Source organism: Spirosoma migulaei, from assembly GCF_054776855.1.
Genome location: NZ_BAAHBG010000008.1, coordinates 105,166 through 125,863 on the forward strand (window position 1 = coordinate 105,166; position 20,698 = coordinate 125,863).

Sequence of the window (20,698 nt, forward strand, 5' to 3'; positions counted from 1 at the left end):
ATGAAACCAGATCAGACAGCCGAAAAAATAGCGATCGTTGGCCTGGGCGCACTGTTTCCCGGTGCCACCTCGCCAGACGAGTTCTGGGCTAATTTACTGGCGAACAAATCCCTGATCAGCGAGGCCACTACCGCCGATTTCGGGGCTGACCCGCAGCTATTTTTTAACGAGGCAAAAGGCAAACTGGATAGCTGTTATTCGTTGCGGGGAGGCTTCATCCGGGATTTTCAGTTCGATGCACAGGGGTACGCACTGGATGCACAGACATTGCTCGATCAGGATCAACAGGTGCACTGGTGCCTGTACGTTGCCCGCGAAGCGCTACGAAACAGCGGCTACTGGCAGCACGAAAGCCTGAACCGCTGCGGGGTTATCATGGGTAATTTATCCTTCCCCACCCGCCAGTCGCGGCAAATTTTATCCGCTGTTTATGCCGATGTAGCCCAACAGACGCTGGAAACCCTGACGGGCGAATCCATACCGGTACCAAGGCCGTACGCACCTCACTCAACTGATTTACAAAACGCCTTACTCATTAGCACACCTTCGGCATTGATCGCTCAGGCCGTGGGGCTTCAGGGACCGCACTACTCGCTTGATGCTGCCTGTGCTTCCAGCTTGTACGCTGTAAAACTGGCCTGCGACGAGCTACGGGCGGGAAAAGCCGATCTAATGCTGGCCGGGGCCGTTAGTGGGGCCGATCCACTACTTATTCATGTTGGGTTTTCGTATTTCCACGCTTATGCCCAAGCGTCTGAATTGTCGGCTCCATTGGATCAGCACTCGAATGGGCTGACCTCCGCCGAGGGTGCCGGCATGGTGGTGTTGAAACGACTGTCGGATGCGCAACGGGATGGCGATACGATCCATGCGGTTATCGACGGCATTAGCTTATCCAACGATGGAAAAGGGGAGTTTTTATTGACCCCCAACCCCAAAGGGCAGCGGCTGGCGCTGGAACGAGCCTACAGCCAAACCGCCTTCGGCCCGGAAGCGATCGATTATCTGGAATGCCACGCCACCGGAACCCGGCTGGGCGATAAAATCGAGTTGAATAGCATCAGCGATTTTTTCGGCTCATCGGCCCCGCTCATTGGGTCGGTCAAGTCCAATCTGGGGCATGTGCTGACAGCGGCTGGTATGGCCAGTATGTTCAAGGTAATTCTGGCGATGCAACGGGAGGTGATTCCAGCCACCATCGGTATCGAAAACCCGCTCTCATCGGCCGATGGGCAGATTGGTGCCAGTCAACTGGTACGTGAAAACAGACGCTGGCCCCGCAACGGCGATGTTCCCCGCGCGGGCATCAATGCCTTTGGTTTCGGGGGTACCAATGCCCATATGGTGCTGTCGGCTCCGGTAGCGAATGCGCAACCCGAAGAGATGTCAAGCCCGTTTCCACCCGTGCCTCTGGCCATCGTCGGGATGGATCTGCACATGGGCGACTGCGAGAATCTGGACGACTTTTACCTGTCATTGCTCCTGGGTCGGCAGCATTTTCGGCCCTTACCCACCGAGCGCTGGAAAGGCATGGACGCCCTTCAAAAAACACGGCACGAAGCCGGATTGCCGCCCATCAGCGAGTTGCGGGGTGCCTGGATCAACGCATTCAATATTGACCTGCTGCGCTTTAAGATCCAGCCCAACGAAGCCGAACGCACTACCCATCAGCAGATTCTGATGCTGAACGTAGCCGACCGGGCCATTCGGGATGCGGGCCTGGACAAGCTGGAAGGAAAGGCGGCCAATATCGCCGTTATTATCGCGATGGAAACCGAGCTGGAAATTCACCACCGGGCAGGACGCTGGCATATGGGCTGGCAAGTTCGACAGGCGGTCCAGGATGCGGGTCTGACCGTCACGGAATCAGCCCTGGATACCCTGGCCGATGGCATCAAAAACGCGATTTTTTCAGACTACGAAGGGCATTCACTGAGCGAGCATACGGGCTTCATTGGCAACATTACCGCCAGCCGCATTGCGTCGCTAATGGATTTTACGGGCCCGGCGTTCACGGTTTCGTCCAACGAGAACAGCGTGTATAAGGCCCTGAACATTGCCCATAACCTACTGGCCAGTCGCGAGGTAGATGCCGTTGTGCTTGGTGCGGTCGATCTGGGGGGTGGCTTCGAAAGCGTGCTGGCACGACAGGCGGCTCACCCGGTTCATACCGGAGCGGTGTCCATGAGCTGGAACCATAGTACAATCGGCTGGACAATCGGCGAAGGTGCCGGAGCCATTGTTCTGAAACGTGCCGATGATGCCACGACGGATCGGGTATATGCCCGGATCGATGATCTGGCCATTGTGCAGTCGGACTGCGCCAGCCTGCGGGGAACCGCCAGTGCCAAAGCCGTCGACGAAGCCGCCCGGCAGGTACTGAGTCGGCAGCAACTGAGTCCATCCGACATTGGGTATCTGGAAGTGTCGGGCAGTGGCATTACCGAAGAAGATGGCGCGGAGATAAAGGGGCTTACGCAGGCTTACGGCGGAAATAAGTCGGCATTAACCTGCGCCCTGGGGAGTAGCAAAGCCCATATCGGCCACACCTTTGCGGCATCGGGAATCGCATCGATCATTAAAACGGCACTGTCTTTATACCATCGTTTTTTACCGGGCGTGCCGCATTGGGAAGGCCCAGCCTGGGCAGCACCCTTTGCCACCTGCCCATTTTACGTGCCCGATGTGTCGCGGCCCTGGATTCCCCAAAAAGGCAAACCTATGCTTCGGGCCGCCATCAGTGGGCTGGCCAGCGACGGCACCAGTGCGCACCTGCTTCTATCGGAAGTGGATCACCCACAAGCCAACCAACCTTCGTCGTATTTACTGCGGGCTGGCGAACGACTCTTTCCCCTACAAGGCGCTAGTACCGACGAATTGCTCACGCGCTTAACCGACATCGAAAACCGCCTGCTCACGAAATCGTTCCGGCAACTTTCCGATCAGCTCTGCGCTGCGGTCAGGGCAACGTCTACGCCCGGCCAAAAGCTGGTACTGGTGGCTTCGTCCGATGAAGACTTACGGCGGGAGGTCCGTTTTTTTCAGGCTACACTCAGCCAGCAACCGTCGACAGCGGAACCGCTTCAAACACCGTCGGGCAGTTATTATACCCCAGCTCCGTTGGGGAATACGGGTAAACTGGCACTGGTCTACCCCGGTTCGGGCAGCGCCTATGTGGGTATGGGAACCACCATTTTTCAGGCATTCCCCGACTTATACGACCGGCTGAACCAGCAAGGCTACGACCCCGCCGATGCCCTCAGCGCCGACTTATACCCGCGAAGTCTGTTTGCTTTAAATCAGGCACAGAAACAGGAAAAGGAACGACAGCTTCAAGCCAATGCATCGGCGATGATGCTGGCGGGCTGTACGTTCTCCGGTCTGTTTACGAAGGTACTTGAGGAGTATCTGGCGGTTCAGGCCGACTCCGTGCTGGGGTATAGCATGGGCGAAACTAGTGCCATGTGGTATAGCCAGGACATCTGGAGCACAGCCGCCGTCGATACGAACTTTGTGCAGGCACCGCTGTTCCGGGAAAAAGTGGGCGGACGAATGACACTCCTCGCCGAACTCTGGCAACTACCGGAAGCCGAAGCCCGAGCGCGCTGGCGTTCCCGGCTGATTCATCTACCAGCGGGGATAGCGGGGTATCCATCGCTGGCCGACTGGTTCCGGCAGGCGGTGGCTCCCGTTGAAAGCCGGGTGTTTCTGACCTTCATCAATACCGATACCGAAATCATTCTGTCTGGCGACTCGGTCGATCTGGATCGCGTGCTGGCTACGCACCAGCTGGCCGGGGTGCCTTTAACCATCAACAATGTGGTGCATCACGATTTTTGCCACCGGGTAGCCAACGACCTGATCGAGATGCACCACCTGCCTATTCAACAGGCATCGGCTAAAACGTTCTATTCCAGCGTAACGGCTCAACCGCTCCCCATCGAGAGCGATGCGCTGGCCAACAATGCGCTGGCGGTGTGTTGCCAACCGGTAGACTGGCCCCGTATTGTTCAGAAACTGGCGGCAGACGGCCACCAACTGTTCATTGAGGTAGGCGCTAATGCGACCTGCTCCCGCTGGATTTCGACCATTCTTGTCGATCAGAACCATGCTGTTCTACCGATAGATCGCAAGGGATCGAGTGTGCTGAGGAATCTGACCGGGCTGGTAGCCCGACTGCTGGCGCATGGCGTACCGGTCAACCTGACGCCTTTTTTCGAACAAGAATTGACCGAAAAACCCGCGTGCAAAGCCTTGCTAAAAACCTTACATACGGGTGGGCCTCGTTTCGGATCGTTGCTGCTAACGCCCGAGAAACGAGCCTTCTTCGCCCAACACATGACACGAACCAAGCCCATGCTGGTTACTACTGATCCCATTTTACCAACCACATACACCCAGGTTGCGGATAGCCTGACGAGTACGTTGGTACAACTACTAGCCGAACCGATAGCCGATGAAGTGAGGGCGAAACCACGCCCGTTGGCAGAGAACGGGCTCGTTCTACAGGATTATACCGATCCAAACCGACTGAATGACAAGGCTAGTATCTGGAACGAGGCCGATCTACTGACGTTCGCCAGTGGCAGAATCCAGGATGTGTTTGGGCCCGAATACGCGCCGATCGACACCTATCGGCGACGGGTGATGCTGCCCATGCCGCCCTATCTGCTGGTGAGCCGGGTAACAAAACTGGATGCCACCCTGCACGACTATAAGCCATCCCGCCTGACCACCGAGTATGACATTCCGTACCAGTCGGCCTTTGCCACCGATGGGCAAATACCCTGGGCGGTCGCGGTCGAATCGGGCCAATGCGATTTGTTATTGATCAGCTACCTCGGCATTGATTTTCAGAACAAAGGCGAGTACGTTTACCGGCTCCTGGATTGCACCCTCACCTTCACCGATGATCTTCCGTTTGAAGGACAGACCCTACGCTACGATATTTCGATTGACCGTTTTGTGCGGAACGGGAATAACCTGCTCTTCTTTTTCCACTACCGCTGCTACGTCGAAGATCGGCTGGTGCTGAAAATGGACGGCGGTTGTGCCGGTTTTTTCAGCAACGAAGACCTGGCGCTGGGGCAAGGGGTTGTCTTTAGTCCGCAGGAACTCAGCCAGCGCGCCAATCGGCCCCGGCAGCATTTTACGCCCCTGCTCGACTGCGCCAAATCGTCTTTTTCAACCGACGATCTACTGGCCCTGGTGCGCGGGGATCTGGTCAGTTGTTTTGGCGACAGCTATTTCCCGAACGGGCGTAATCCGTCGCTCCGGTTGCCACCGAACGAAATCCGGATGCTGGATCGGATTACGCATGTTGATCGGCAAGGGGGCAGCGCAGGACTGGGGTTCATTGAAGCCGAGAAAGACCTACAGCCCGACGATTGGTATTTCCCCTGCCATTTTCGCGACGATGAAGTGCTGGCCGGTTCGCTTCAGGCCGAGGGCGGTGGTCAGCTTCTGCGCTTTTACCTGCTGCTGCTGGGGATGCAACGGTTGACCAAAGATGCCCGTTTTCAGCCCATCCTCGATTTGCCCCAGAAAGTCCGGTGTCGTAAAGAAGTACCTGCCAAAGCCGGGAAACTCATCTACCAACTGGAGGTTAAGGAAATTGGTCTGGTACCGGAGCCTTACGTCATTGCCGACCTAACGATTCTGTACGAAGGACAGGTGGCCGTGTTTTTCGAGAATCTGGGGCTGCGGCTACAGGAAAAAGACCAGCCCTCGTACCTGAAAAACACCCTACCGCGCCAGGAAGGCATTTACGTAAAACCCGTCGATTACCCTGTTCTCCTGAACGAGTTCCATATCACCCAACTGGCGCTGGGGCCCGTTGCCAAGTGTTTTGGCGAGGAGTATAGGGGGTTCGACGGTCGGGCGTTGTCGCGGCAGCCCAACACGGATCTGCAACTGATTTCCCGAATCGTATCGTCGACGGGTCAGCGGCATGTGTTTGCCAACAAGCCCGTGATGGTGAGCGAGTATGACGTACCCGCCGATGCGTGGTTCTACCAACAGAACGCGGCTCCTGAGATGCCCTATTCGATTCTGATGGAGATTGCTCTGCAACCCTGCGGCTTCCTGGGTGCTTATCTGGGCAGCACGCTGATTGTGCCCGACAAAGATCTTTTCCTGCGCAACCTCGACGGGGATGGCGATTTACTACGCCCTGTCGATCTGCGGGGCAAAACGCTCACCAACCGGGTTTGTCTGGTGAGTCATACATCCCTGAACGGCACCATCCTGCAACGATACACCTTTGAGTTATCCGTTGATGGATCGCCATTCTACCGGGGCAATGCGTCGTTCGGTTGTTTCACCAAAGATGAACTGTCGAATCAGGTTGGACTGGATCGGGGTGAACACCTAGCGCCCTGGTACGCCACCCAACCTGCCGACCAGTTGAAGAGTCTGTCATTTAAGCTTGATTCGCTGTTTGGCCGGATGAAGTTGTTTCGGTCAGTTACTCCCGCGTCACCCCACTTGCATCTGGCCAGCGATCAGCTCAATCTGCTCGATACGGTGATGGTGGTGAAGGAAGGCGGTAATTACGGGAATGGCTATGTATTTGCGCAGAAGTCGATTCAGCCCCATAACTGGTTTTTCACCTGCCATTTCTACACCGATCCGGTGATGCCCGGTTCTTTAGGCATTGAATCCATGTTACAGGCCATGCAGGTATTTGTGCTTCAGCAGGGGCTGGCCGATGGGTTGTCGGGCGTTTCGTTTCGGCAGGCCGCACCACACAAAACCGTCTGGAAATATAGAGGACAAATTTTGAGTAGCGATCCCGACATGAATCTGGAAATCCATATCAAAACGATTGAGCGAACCGACCGGTCGCTGCGACTAACTGCCGACGCCAGCCTATGGAAAGGCCCGCTCCGTATTTATGCCGTAACAGATCTGGCTCTGCTTGTTAGTTAGGATACTAGCTGGCGCGAGCATTCGCTCGTGCCTTTTATGTAGCGAGCATTCGCTCGCGTCAGTGAATACTGACTTTATTAAAAGGCACGAGCGAATGCTCGCGCCAGCCATAACCTCTCTTCTCCCATGACCACCACTTTCCATCCCATAGCTTCACCTAAATCAAACGGCATCAGTTACCGTCAGACACCCGTAACCGCCAAATGGTTCGGTGATCCGCGCACGGTTCGCTTTGATCAACCGGGTATTCGCCAACTCCTCGAAACCCCTGGAGAAACCAGCTACTGGGTGCGTGATGCCCAGGGGCGGATTGGCGTGACGATGAGCTTTGGCACCAGCGTTCCAGCCCAGCTTTGTTCGATGGAATTACTGGCCACACTCCCGGCCTACCAGTCTGACCAACTCGGCGACCCTTCGTTCCAGCAGGCGTATAGCACCCGCTATGCCTATATGGCGGGCGCGATGGCCAATGGCATTGCCTCGGAGGAGCTAGTTATTGCGTTGGGCAAAGCCGGTATGCTGGCGTCGTTCGGTGCCGGGGGGCTGGTTCCGGCCCGTATCGAGCAGGCCATCGACACCATCCAGCAGGCGCTTCCCAACGGACCCTATGCGTTCAACCTGATCCATAGCCCCAGCGAAGAAGCCCTCGAACGGAAAGCTGTCGATCTCTATCTTGACAAAGGCGTTACCGTTATTGAAGCCTCCGCTTTTTTAAGCCTGACCGAGCATGTCGTGCGCTACCGGGCCTCCGGACTCAAGCGCCGTTCCGACGGCACCATTCATGCGGCTAATCGCGTCATTGCCAAGGTCTCGCGGCTCGAAGTGGCTACTCTTTTTCTGAAGCCAGCCCCAACCACTATCCTACAAAAATTGGTCGCTGCGGGCAGCATCAGTCCAGAGCAGGCTCAGCTGGCATCGATGATACCCATGGCCGACGATATCACCGTTGAAGCCGATTCGGGTGGGCATACGGATAAACGCTCCCTGGTTTGTCTGTTACCCGCCGTTCTGAGTTTACGCGATCAGATTCAGGCCGAACAAAACGATGCGTACCCCGTGCGGATTGGCGCGGCTGGCGGTTTGAGTACGTCGGAATCCATTGCGGGTGCCTTCGCGATGGGCGCGGCCTACGTGGTAACAGGCTCGATCAATCAGAGTTGCCGTGAGGCCGGAACATCCGATCATGTCCGGGCGGTACTGGCGCGCGTCAGTATGACCGATGTGATAATGGCCCCCGCAGCCGATATGTTCGAGATGGGGGTGAAGCTTCAGGTGGCTAAAACGGGAACACTGTTTGGCCTTCGGGCGCAGAAGCTCTACGAGTTGTACAGCGCCTATCCAGGCTGGGAAGCCATTCCGGAAAAAGAGCGGGCTACGCTGGAAAAGAATATACTAGGCGAATCGTTCGACTCGGTCTGGGCGCAATGCCTCACCTTCTTCATGGAGCGGGACCCCGAACAGATCACGCTGGCCAACGATAACCCCAAACGCAAAATGGCACTGGTCTTCCGCTGGTATCTGGGCCTGTCGTCGGTATGGGCTAACCGGGGCGTGGCCGGGCGCGAGCTGGATTACCAGATCTGGTGCGGACCGGCTATGGGTTCATTCAATCAGTGGGTGAAAGGCACCCGACTGGAAGCCTGGGAAAACCGGCGCGTGGCCGATGTTGCCCATCAACTCCTGCACGGGGCCGCCTACCTGAACCGAATTCAGTACCTGAGCATGCTGGGTGTTCAATTGGATGCCAGCTATCGAACTGTACACGTTCAGCCAACTTCAGCAACGCCCTCATTCATTTCCTAAGCGCCGAAGACTCCTAAAACTCAGATGGATTATCAGATCGTCATGAAAGAGCAGTATGAAATCATACCCGATTTAAGTCTGCTCGATGCAACTGAACTGGCCCGCTACCAGCGGCTACTCCGTCCGCAGAAACAACTGGAGTTTCTGACGGGCCGAACGTTCCTGAAACAGATGCTGGCGGACTGTTTAGGACTCGCCCCCACCGCCATTTCGCTCTTCGTAACCGATACCGGAAAACCGTACTTACCCGCGCTGGCCGAGACGCGATTCCCTTATTTCAACCTGTCTCATTCAGACGGGCATTATCTGGTTGGCTTATCCCGGTTCCCGATTGGCGTCGATATTGAGGCTCCCCGGCCCATCAATCTTAATCAGGTCCAGCCTTTTCTGTCGACCGATGAGTTTCGGCAATTAGACCTACTTCCTCAGGCCCAGCGTTCGGCTGCCTTTTTCCGGCTCTTCACGGCCAAAGAAGCGTTTTTGAAAGCCACGGATATGCGCTGGAAACTGGACGAGATTTCGTTTCACCTGGAAAATCAACACTGGAAACTCAGCGCGCCACACGGCCCCTTCCCCTTCTACCAAACCGACTACCGAGGTTGTTGCGTAGCGGTTTGCCTGGACGCCACATCGACCACCCGCGCCAACTCAGTCAACGGCTCCTCCAGCCATTAACGCTAAAAAACATGTCTTCCTCCATGGTTATCACGCTCAAACCCGCTACTGATCTTACAGCCGATGAGATCGCCGATTGCTATGCGCTGGTGGCCCGAACCGGATTTTCCGTTGAGCCCGGCTATCTGGAATCGGCACATCTGACGCACAACCCCACGATGGTACTGGCTCATCAAAACGGGCGGTTGGTAGGCTTGCAATCGTATTCGTTGTACCGGTGCAAGACCCCATTTCGACGCCGGGCAATGCCCGTCTTATACGGGGGACTGGCCTTTCAGGATACCACAGCGGTTGGGCGCGGCATTGCCCATCAACTATCGGTTAGCTACATGCGACACGCCTTCGGCCCCTTTTGGCCCCTTCGCTCGTATGCGTTCATGCTCCGAACGCCCAACCCTAAGCTAATGCAGATTATGGGGTTACAGCATAAACTCTACCTGCCAACCAGTAACGAGCTTACCCAAACCCTGATTCGGTTTGCCAGAGAGTTTGCGCAAAAAGAGCGGGGTATCCGGTATACGATCGATGATCGGCTAGTGGTGCTGACACCGGATGAAGAACGTACGCCAACCGAAATCACCAACCAATGGCCGATGTTTTATCGGGCATCGCAAGAGTCGTTCAACCAATTGGCGTTTGACCTAAAGTTGATCGTTCAGGAAGATGGTCGGCAGTACCTGACAGATAACTACCTGCTCGTACTCGGTCGGTCGTCACGTAGTCAACTACTGAAAGCGGTCTGGAAACTGAGTTGGCGGTGGCTGGGCAAGCGGTTGGGTATCGGCTCCCAGCCCCTCTCTCCTGGTTTGGGAGAGGGGCCGGGGGTGAGGGCAACGCGGCCAGTTCAGGCGTAATTCATCTCACCCCAGTTCTCGCTTGGCTTTACCCATCAAAAACGGGAGAAACAGCCAGTTGCTTGTGGTGTCAGTTTCTTAAAACTGACACAATAGGTTTCTCAAAACCTATTGTGTCTGGCTGGCTACTACACTCGGTTTTGAGAAACCTCGCTTGTCAGTTTTAAGAAACTGACATCACTGAATCCATTATCCATTTAAACAAAACCATGGCCAGGAAAAATGTGCCCCCGTTCCCCGTTCTCGCTTGGCTTTGCCGAGTGAGGGGTATTTTTTTTACGGCCTCTGGCCGGTGAATTATATCAAAAACGGGCCAGAGGCCCTTGAAAGAATAGTCCTCACTGGTACGCCAGCCCGGTCGGAAAGCCAAGCGAGAACGGAGAAACTGACATCACTGAACCCATTATTAATCATCCATTATCCATTACTCATTTTTCATTATCCATTTAAGCAAAGTCATGGCCAGGAAAAAGGTGCTGATTGTTGGGGGAGGTATTTCTGGTCTGACGGTTGCCCATGAGTGCATCCAGCAGGGGTTCGAGGTGCATGTGTACGAGAAAAAGAGTCACTGTGGTGGAAAGGCGTTTGGACTGAAAAATGAGGATGGTTTGTACATCGAGCATTCCATTCGGACCTATGGCGCTGGCTATCACCATTTATTTCAGACATTGAAGGCGATTCCTGCTGGCGATGGAAAAACTGTTTTCGATAATCTGACGGCCTTGCCGGGTGTGCTCATGACCTCCCGGCAAGATCCTTCCCGGAATCGACTCCTGCTCACCACCTATGCTACCCCAAAATTCCGTAAGCTGCTGGTGCTTTTACGTATTCTGCGGAGCTGGCAACTCAACACGAGCGAAGCCATTCAGTTCATCCGCTTATCCATGGATTATGCCCTCAAGAGTGAGGAACGCCGGGCCACCGTTTATGCCGGAAAAAGCTTTGCGGACTATGTAGGTTTATCCACATATTCACAACCTTTTCAACAATTCCTGACGGCTTTCCTCGACATTATTGTAGCCGCAAAGCCCTATGCCGCTGCTGAAGTGATTTTATCACTGATGAACAAAATCATGTTTCCCAACAAGGTAGCCGGACTTTTATCGACCATGAACGTGATGAATGGGCCAACGAATGACCGGTTTATCGACCCCTGGGTACGGCATTTAACGATGCTGGGGGTACAGTTTCACCTGAATAGCTCGCTCGATGATGTTGTCGTTGAAGCGGGGCAGGTTTCGCAGGTTATGATCAACAAAACAGAGGTCAACAAAGCCGATGCTTTTGTGTTGGCGATTCCTTATCAGCACCTCCGTCGGTTAGTGCCTGACCTGCAACTTTCTCAGAAAAGCCATCGGGAGTGGAGTTTTAGTTATCAGTTCTATTTGCGGGCTATTCCGACCGATTTACGGATCAATCAGACGTTTACGCTCGTGCTGGATTCGCCCTGGAAGCTGGTGTACCTGGTTGAAGCCGAACCCCTCTGGACGAATGTAGACTTCCGGCCTGATGTTCGGGCCATTCTGTCGGTCACGTTATCCAATGTCAACACACCGGGACTACTAACTCCTAAACCCCTGCATCAGTGTACCGACGAGGAAGTACAGGCCGAGCTGCTCCACCAGATTGGGTTTGCATATCCTGACCTTATCGTGGAAGCCCGGCTCGACAAGACGGTGGCCTATATTCCCGAAACAGACTATCAACAGCGTAAAGCGGAGTTTATGGGCTGGGACAGTTTTCCGCCCAACGCGCTAGGCTATCGCTGGCTCACCGAATCCACGCTGTTCATTCCGGAAGCCACCAACGAGTCGCCTATCTCGGTAGAAACCCACCTGCCTAATCTTTTTCTGGCGGGCGAGTTTATTTACACATCCTATCGCACACCAACCATGGAACAGGCAAATGAGTCGGGCAAAATGTGTGCGGCCAGCCTCTGCCAGTATTTCGGACTTGTGTATGCTAAAGCGGATCAAAAGCGCCCCGAGCCGCCATTTAAACAAATTCGCCAGATCGATAGATGGCTTCATCGGCAGTGAGTACGTACCCACCTTTTCCATCACGTTCATGTCTACCAGCAACACAACGCAACCCGGCAGCAGGCCTTTCATTGATTACTTCTACAAATGGGAACGCGAGAAAGCCGATCAGGTGTATCTGCGGCAACCCGTTGGCGATAGTTATATCGACTACACCTGGGCGGAGGTGGGCAGGCAGGCTCGCTCGATGGCCAGCTATCTGCGTTCGCTCGATCTGCCCCCACAAAGTCCCATTGGTCTGGTCTCTAAAAACTGTCCACACTGGCTCATTGCCGACATTGCGATTCTCATCAGCGGCCATATTTCCGTTCCGTTTTATCCCACCTTAACAGCCGACCAACTCCAGTCGGTACTGGAACACAGCCAATGCACGGTGCTATTTGTGGGAAAAGTAGATAACTGGGATAGCCTGCGGGCGGGTGTGCCAGCCCATGTACTCGGCATCGCTTTTCCCGACAACCAGCCCGATTTTGCCCTGCGTTCCTGGGATGAGATTCTGGACACCTATCCGCCCATGATCGACAGTCCGAAACCAACGCTGGATGATCTGTTCACAATCATTTATACCTCTGGCACAACGGGCACGCCCAAAGGTGTTATGCTCGACTACCGGGCTGCGGCCCACATTGCCGAATCAGCCCGAGCCAAAACATTTCAGGATTTACCAAATGCCCGTTTTTTTTCGTACCTCCCCCTTTGCCATGTGGCTGAACGGAACATTGTCGAAGCCATTGGCCTGATCACGGGGGGTACTATTTACTTTGTTGAATCGCTCGCCACCTTTGGCAAAAATCTGGCGGCAGCTCGTCCAACCCATTTTCTGGCCGTGCCCCGCATCTGGACAAAATTTCAGCAGGGTGTTCTGTCCAGTATGCCCCAATCCAGATTAAGCACGTTACTCCGCATACCCGTTGTATCCAGCCTGGTTAAGCGAAAAATTCGGCAACGATTGGGGCTTAACGATACCGTCATGATTCTGACCGGGGCCGCTCCTACTCCGATTCCACTGATTCGGTGGTTTCGGCAATTGGGGATCTGTATTCAGGAAAACTACGGCATGACGGAAAATCTGGGAGCCGTTTCCATGATGCCGGCCGACCGGATCAAGGATGGAACCGTAGGGCGGGTCAACGACGGAATGAACGTTCGGATTGATCCGGCTACCGGCGAAATCCTCACCCAGGGTGCCTGGAATATGCGGGGATACTACCGCGATCCCGAGCTAACCGCCAAAACACTGACGACCGATAACTGGCTCCATACAGGCGACGTTGGGGAACTCGACGCCGACGGCTATCTCCGGATTACGGGCCGACTCAACGACCTGTACAAGAGCCCTAAAGGTGAATTCATTAATCCCACAAAACTGGAATTTGGCTTTAGTGAGAATCAACTCGTCGATCAAATCTGCGTAATGGGGGCCCAGTTGCCTCAGCCTATTGCCCTGCTGGTGCTTTCGGACATTGGCCAGAAGACGCCCTCGACCGATGTAGTCAAAAGCTTGACCGATACACTAACAGACTTAAATAGCCAGCTACCAGCCTATGAGCGCCTGAAGAAGATCATTCTCGTTAAGGATGCCTGGACGGTGGATAACAACCTGATGACCCCTACCCTGAAAATCAAGCGAAAGGAGGTCGAGAAACGCTACCAGTCATTGATCAACGCTTGGTATGAGCAGGACGAGGTTATTACGTGGGAAGCCAGTTAATAATGCTATAGTAAAAAACAGAAATTAAGTTGTCAAGATTTTACGCTCATCCAGGGGTATCTATTTATGATCAGGTCTTTCTCATAAAACCTTTTTAGAATCATAAACTGAATTAAGGAGTGGAAGCTGTCAGCGAACCGGTCCATTTTGATGACCATATTAATTATCCTCATACGTAAGCCGTTTCGGCAATCACGCAACAGAGCACAATAGCTTATGGTGCTATACCTCTTTCTGCACAGGCAGGTAAACCTGAAATGTACTCCCTCTGCCAGGCTGACTATTGGCAGTGATAGCTCCTCCGTGGCGTTCAACAATCTTCTGACTAATAGCAAGTCCAATGCCTGACCCTGCATACTGACTTCGACCATTCAATCGCTGGAAGACCTGAAAAATACGATCAAGGTATTTCTCATCGAACCCGATGCCATTATCAGTTATAGAAATTTCGGAGAACCAGGAATTTGCTGGCTTAGTTTTTTCCGATTTAGCAGGAAGCAGCAATCCAGATGGCACATTGGATCGCTCAATCAACCGGCTGCTTACGGTAATAACGGGTGTCGTGTCGATCGGGCAAAATTTGATGGCATTGGAAAGAATATTCTGGAATAGCTGACGCATCTGCAACAGGTCGGCCATAATAACGGGCAGTTTACCGAGTTGTATCTGGGCCTTACGCTGGTGTATTGTTTCCCAGAGTTCATGCTCCTGCAACTCCTGAATCAAACTGGCTATAGTAACAGGCACAAATGAATCCTGATGGGTTTCTACCTGCGAGTAGGCTAATAAGTCCTGAATAAGCAGCCGCATCCGAATGGCCGACGCGTTAATTCGGGAAACAATGTCGGCTGTGGCTGTATCAAATTGGCTGGCATACTGAGTGGCCAGAATATCGGAGAAGGAAATTATTTTACGAAGTGGCTCCTGCAAATCATGCGACGCAACGAACGCAAATGACTGGAGGTTTTCATTGGATCGTTTCAGTTCGATATTAGCCCGTTCGAGCTGATGCTGGTATTGATGCATGGGTGTACTATCCTGAGCCGCTAATACAATGCCATCGCCGAAGCGGGCTACCGAGAAATCATACCAGCGATCAGCCCAGGGAACTTCCACACGTCGGGGAATTCCTGTTTCAATAACCTGCTTACACTGCTCAAATAAGGGCGTTTCCAGCGAACCAGGCATGTACTTAGAAATACGCCGGTACTGAATCTTTTCAATTGGATTTTGAAGTATATCAGCCGCCATCTGATTCAGTTTCATCATGCGCAGGTCAATAATCTCGCCAGCTTCGTTCCGGATACTTTTGTTCATCACCAGGGCTGCGGGCGTCATGTTCATCACCTGCTCCAGTAAATCAGCATTTTGCTGTTGCACCAGTTCAGCTTCTTTGTAAGCGGTTACATCAATGTACGTATACAGTAGGCAGTCGTCCACACAGCTAAACGAGCCATCAAACCAGCCTTTTATACCGTAACTCTCGTAGAAGAACGTAATCCGGCTGAGTTGTTTCGTCTCAACGGCGTCTACATAGCGTCGGAACAAGTCCGACCCCTGCCAGCCTGCGAATAAATCACCAACCAGCGCACCTGTCATCTCCGCCACCGACCTCCCCGTGATGCGGGCATTGTATTCGTTCGTCAGCACGTACTGAAAGTCGATGATTTGATTGTGCTCATCCCGGATGGGCCGGGCCAGCAATAGCCCCGCCTGGGTGTTGTCGATCACCTGCTGATAGATCGAGTTCTGGTAGAGTTTATCCCGCTGAGCCTGCAAGTCAGCCTGTTTACTGGCCATAAGGTCGTCGTAGGTTACTAAAACACCATCGTCCAGTTTAACCACCAGCAGGTCATACTGCCGAGTCGTACCTGCCTGTTTCCACGAATCATCCATCCGGAACCGAACCGATCGCCCGAACTCGACAACAAGGCTGAATTGCCGGATTAGATACTGAGCGTCGTTGTCGGCAACTAGCTGACTGAGCGATCGGCCAACCAGTTCAAGTTGAGGACGCCCCCACATGGTCGATGCCGGATCATTCAGCATAACCAGCCGGAAGTCGATGAGCTGGCCATCGGGATCACGTTGCGCATGGTACAGCACTACGCCATTGGCTGGTGAAAACTCATCCGTATTATGTAACAGGCGGGTAGGGGTAGAAACGGATTTCATAATGAAAATGAATGAGTTGGCAACTCACAATCTGTTGTTACATAACACGAAGTGAAGCAAACAAATATAGCTAAGTATGATGATCGACTAATTATATATCTTCATGTTTAGCCGTTTTATAGTAAAAACTGGTGTCAGCTATCCATACTGACCTCTGCCCGCTCCGCTCCCCTGGCAATGGCTGAGAATACCCGTTGGACCAGTTACCCACGCCAGCAAAAAACGTGCTTAACATTTTTTAACAGCCTACTAATCAACGAAAAAGCTGAACAAACCGTGTTAGTCAATACCTTCACGGCGACAAACGCTCTCGCTAGCCGTGAAGGTATCGACCCCGTAAATCGTTCGCTTTATGTTCCGTAATTATATCAAAATCGCAGTTCGTAATCTCCTTCGACGGCGTTTCTATGCGTTGGTAACACTACTTGGCCTGACAGTAGGCATTACTTTTTTGCTATTGATTGGCAATTACATTCAGGGCGAACTAGCGGTAAATAAAACCCTTCGCAATGCCAGTCAGCAGTATCTGGTGCGGAGCCACTGGAAAGAAGCAACGATGGGTATGGACATTACGACACTGTCGCCCATTGGACCCACGCTCAAGCGATTATATCCTGGTCTGGTTGCCAACTATTACCGGTTCTACGGTATAACAGCCATCATTTCGAACGGCGAGAAGCATTTCCGGCAAAGCATTGAAGTGGGTGACTCGACGCTATTACCGATGTTTGGTTTTCCCATGGCCTATGGCGATCCCAAAACCGCCCTCCGAGACCCAAACTCCATCGTGATTACAGCGACTGTTGCCCAGAAGTTTTTCGGCAAAATCGATGTGCTCCGGCAACAGCTAACCGTACAGACACCCGCCGGTGGCAAACAAGTATTTACCGTAACGGGGGTGTTACAGAACCAGCCGAAGAATAGCGTTACAGATCTGGTTGGCATAAAAGACGAGGTCTTTATTCCGATGCGCAACGTCAGTTATTTTGCCCCGGAAGCCGGAATAAACTCCTGGCAGAACCAGTACATCCCGAACTTCCTGGAACTACAACCCGGTGTCACCGCCGACCAACTGACCCAACCGATTGCCAAGGTTCTGGCGACCTATGCCCCACCGGGTTTCAAGGAAAATCTGGAGGTATCCCTTAGTCCACTGGAAACACTTTACCTGAAAGGCAATAAGGGTCTGGTCGAAAAGATGGTCCTTACGCTAACCATTATTGCGGTTTTTATTCTGTTAATGGCGGTAGTCAATTTTGTGAATATCACCATCGGTATATCGGCAACACGGCTACGGGAAATTGGCGTTCGGAAAGCACTGGGTGGGCTGAAGAAACAACTGATTGGCCAATTCCTGGCCGAAGCGCTTTTGTTAACAACTGTTGCTACGTTACTGGCTCTGGGATGCCACGAAGTGTTCCGATCAACCTTTGCCGACTTGCTGGAGCGGCCAATCCCATCGCTGATTAGCTGGTCGCCGGTTGCCTTTGCGGGCTTAGCGGTTGGCGTATTGGTGGTTGCCCTACTGGCGGGCGGTTATCCTGCCTTTGTGTTGTCGAGTATGCCATCCGTTGAGTCATTAAAAGGTAAACTAACGGCATCAGTACAGAAAGGAATCGGGCTTCGTCGGGCGTTAATCGTGTTCCAGTTTACGGTCGCCATTTTGGTGTTTGTGGGTGCCATAGTGATCAGTCGGCAGGTAGCTTATTTTTTCAGCAAAGACCTGGGGTATCAGAAAGACCAGATCATAACAGTAGCCTCTGTCCCGCGCGACTGGTCGAAAGATGGGGTGCAACGGATGGAAGGTATTCGGAGTCAGTTGGCACGTATTCCCGGTGTAAGCGACGTAAGTTTTTCGTTCGTTGTGCCCGATGGACGAAGCAGTGGCAGTGGCCAATTGTTCCGGCAGGGCCGCGACAGTACGCAGGCAACAACCGTTGATGTACTAACCACCGACGAACACTTTGCACAAACATACGGGCTCAAATTACAGGAAGGCCAGTTTTTCCACGCGAACGGCGGAGGGTATGATTCCACACGCGTTGTGATCAACGAATCGGCGGCCAAGGCTCTGGGCTGGAGCAATCCCGCTAAGGCCATTGGTCAACTGGTTCGGTTGCAGGGCGGGAGTTTTACGTGTCGGGTAGATGGGGTGCTGAAAGATTTTCACTTTGGATCGCTACACCAGACGATCAATCCACTCATCTTTTTTCATGTCCGGGCAAACCCCATTTATCGCTATTTCTCCTTCAAGCTTTCGGCGGGTAGCGGGGAGCATTTACAGAAAACTGTAGCCGCAATTAACCAGGAATGGACGCGGCTGTTTCCGGATGCTCCATTTGAGTATTCGTTCATGGATGATACGCTCCAGAAGCTTTACCAGACCGAAAAACAACTCCAAAAAGCATCCCGACTGGCCACTACGCTGGCGCTGATTATTGTGCTGTTAGGGGTATTGGGTCTGGTATCGTTGAACGTGACCCGGCGCACCAAAGAAATCGGTATTCGCAAAGTACTGGGCTCTTCAACCATCAGCATTGTCAATTTATTCATGAAAGAATTTGTGCTGATTCTGCTGATTGCCAACGTCATCGCCTGGCCGCTTGCCTATTATTTATTGAGCGATTGGTTAGCTCATTTCGCCTACCGAACTGATTTGTCCTGGTCGCCTTTTGTGCTGGTGGCGTGTATTCTAGCGCTGTTGACGGGAGCGGTGGTCAGTGCCCAGGCCATCCGGGCGGCCCTGGTGAACCCGGTGAAGAGTTTGCGAAGTGAGTAGCTTTGACCGTTTCAGTACGGTACTACAGGAATTGATTCAGATCTAATTGCAGGATTTCCGAAAAGGAAGTTGACTGAGTCAGGCCACCATCCCCTTTGATGTATCGATACCATTGGTCAGCGACATAATCATACACAAATCCTTCTTTGATGCCATAATCGTCGGCGTCAAGCAAGGCAATTACTTTTTTGAGGTCTTTACGAAGACCGTCAGAATGGCAAACCTCTATGATGATGGGTGTTGTTCGCGCTTCATTGTCATACAAAATTAAGTCGGGAACAGGCGAGGCCTGGCCTTCATCGAGCATTGTTTCAGGCAATGGCTCAAGCTGGATGACCTGCTCGCGATAAAAGAGCGGCCCTAGCCCTGAGTTTAGTTTAGAAATGACCCGTTGATGCGCTTTGGGGCCATATACGCTCATGTCATCATTAACAAGAGCAAATTCAATAGTGCCTGGATTATACATAGTGCTTGCTGTATGTAAACAAATTTAGCAAAAAAAGTTATGTTCCGCTCATACCTCAAAATCGCCCTCCGCAACCTGCGTTCCCAACGTGGTTATACGGCGCTAAACGTAGTGGGTCTCACCATCGGCATGGCGGGTGGGCTACTCTTGTTTTTGTTTATCCGGCACCATCTTAGTACCGATCGCTACCACACTAAATTCGATCGCATGTACCGGATTGTGGTGGATCTTCATCTCGATGATGGGTCTGTTGAACAGTATCCCGAAGCGCCACTGCCCATGGCAAAAACCCTGCGAACCGACTATCCGCAGGTAGAACAGGCCGCTTTCCTTTGTGTAAATCGGTCACTGACGGTTAGCGTAACCCAACCCGGCCAGGCAGCTCCCACGCGCTTTCTGGAACACGACGGCACGGTCCTTGCTGAAGGAGAATTGTTTCAGATTTTCGACTACCAGTGGCTGGGTGGTGATCCAAAAACGGCCCTCAGTGCGCCCAACACGGTTGTGCTGACCGAGTCATGGGCCAAACGCTATTTTGGCAATAACAATCCTATAGGCCAAGTCATCGAGTTGGATCACAAAGTCAACGCGACCGTAACGGGCCTTATCGCCGATCCGACCAAACCCACCGATACCAACATTGGTCTGTTCATTTCCATGCCCACCATCCGGCAACTCGACCCCGAGTTTAATGTGAATGAATGGGGGCAGTTGAACAGCAATTATCGGCTGTACTGCACCCTGAAAGACAACGCGCCTGCCACCGCCCAGCAACTGGAAAGCACGTTCCCGGCACTGGCAAAAAAACACTTTGGCGACGTCGCCCACGTTTTCCATTTCCATATCCAACCGCTGGCCGACGTGCATTTCGATGTGGACCGGGTGGGTGGCGTTATTCGACTATCCTTGATCTGGTCGTTGGGATTGATTGGCCTGTTTTTGATTCTGACGGCCTGCATCAATTTTGTCAATCTGGCAACGGCGCAGGCGTTTCGGCGTAGTAAAGAGGTGGGGGTTCGTAAAACGCTGGGCAGTTCACGCGCGCAACTGGCATGGCAGTTTCTGCTCGAAACCAGTATGATTGTGGTGATGGCGACGGCGCTGGCCGGATTGGTGGCGTTTCTGAGTCTGCCGCTATTCAGCAACTGGGTTCATATCCCGCTTGCCTTCACGACCGATGTATCGATGCTGCTGTTCATCGGGCTTTTGATGGTCACGGTTATCGTTCTGGCGGGTGGCTATCCGGCTTTTGTCTTGTCGGGATTC

Annotated in this window: 10 protein-coding genes; 8 read left to right on the forward strand and 2 right to left on the reverse strand. The window is 53.1% G+C overall.

Features of this window, described 5'->3' with window-relative positions:
• The 6 genes from ACYVGO_RS10150 to ACYVGO_RS10175 all read left to right on the forward strand — a co-directional run bounded on the left by ACYVGO_RS10150 (position 1) and on the right by ACYVGO_RS10175 (position 14,012).
• Positions 1 to 6,930, forward strand: a complete 6,930-nt coding sequence (locus ACYVGO_RS10150; protein ID WP_460969155.1) for a beta-ketoacyl synthase N-terminal-like domain-containing protein — start codon at positions 1 to 3, stop codon at positions 6,928 to 6,930.
• 126 nt (positions 6,931 to 7,056) lie between these two features.
• Positions 7,057 to 8,733, forward strand: a complete 1,677-nt coding sequence (locus ACYVGO_RS10155; RefSeq protein WP_460969156.1) for a PfaD family polyunsaturated fatty acid/polyketide biosynthesis protein — start codon at positions 7,057 to 7,059, stop codon at positions 8,731 to 8,733.
• A 24-nt stretch (positions 8,734 to 8,757) separates the two neighbouring features.
• A complete protein-coding gene (locus ACYVGO_RS10160; RefSeq protein WP_460969157.1) occupies positions 8,758 to 9,408 on the forward strand; it encodes a 4'-phosphopantetheinyl transferase family protein in 651 nt (216 codons plus the stop codon).
• 11 nt (positions 9,409 to 9,419) lie between these two features.
• On the forward strand, positions 9,420 to 10,262 hold the full coding sequence (locus ACYVGO_RS10165) for a hypothetical protein (protein ID WP_460969158.1): 843 nt from the start codon (positions 9,420 to 9,422) through the stop codon (positions 10,260 to 10,262).
• Positions 10,263 to 10,720: 458 nt separating this feature from the next.
• A complete protein-coding gene (locus ACYVGO_RS10170) occupies positions 10,721 to 12,301 on the forward strand; it encodes an oleate hydratase (protein WP_460969159.1) in 1,581 nt (526 codons plus the stop codon).
• Positions 12,302 to 12,329: 28 nt separating this feature from the next.
• Complete coding sequence (locus ACYVGO_RS10175) at positions 12,330 to 14,012, forward strand: AMP-binding protein (RefSeq protein WP_460969160.1); 1,683 nt, start codon at positions 12,330 to 12,332, stop codon at positions 14,010 to 14,012.
• 222 nt (positions 14,013 to 14,234) lie between these two features.
• Here the strand turns inward: ACYVGO_RS10175 and ACYVGO_RS10180 are convergent, their stop codons facing one another.
• Positions 14,235 to 16,187 carry a sensor histidine kinase gene (locus tag ACYVGO_RS10180; RefSeq protein WP_460969161.1) on the reverse strand — a complete coding sequence of 651 codons (1,953 nt, stop codon included), beginning with the start codon at positions 16,185 to 16,187 and terminating at the stop codon, positions 14,235 to 14,237.
• Positions 16,188 to 16,539: 352 nt separating this feature from the next.
• Between ACYVGO_RS10180 and ACYVGO_RS10185 the strand changes: the two genes are divergently transcribed.
• Positions 16,540 to 18,966 (forward strand): ABC transporter permease, encoded by a 2,427-nt coding sequence (locus ACYVGO_RS10185; protein ID WP_460969162.1) that lies wholly within the window; start codon positions 16,540 to 16,542, stop codon positions 18,964 to 18,966.
• A 22-nt stretch (positions 18,967 to 18,988) separates the two neighbouring features.
• Here the strand turns inward: ACYVGO_RS10185 and ACYVGO_RS10190 are convergent, their stop codons facing one another.
• Entirely contained in the window at positions 18,989 to 19,432 is a 444-nt protein-coding gene (locus ACYVGO_RS10190; protein ID WP_460969163.1) for a hypothetical protein, read from the reverse strand.
• Between the two features lie 39 nt (positions 19,433 to 19,471).
• Between ACYVGO_RS10190 and ACYVGO_RS10195 the strand changes: the two genes are divergently transcribed.
• The coding region (locus tag ACYVGO_RS10195) for an ABC transporter permease (protein ID WP_460969164.1) at positions 19,472 to 20,698 on the forward strand (1,227 nt) is incomplete at its 3' end.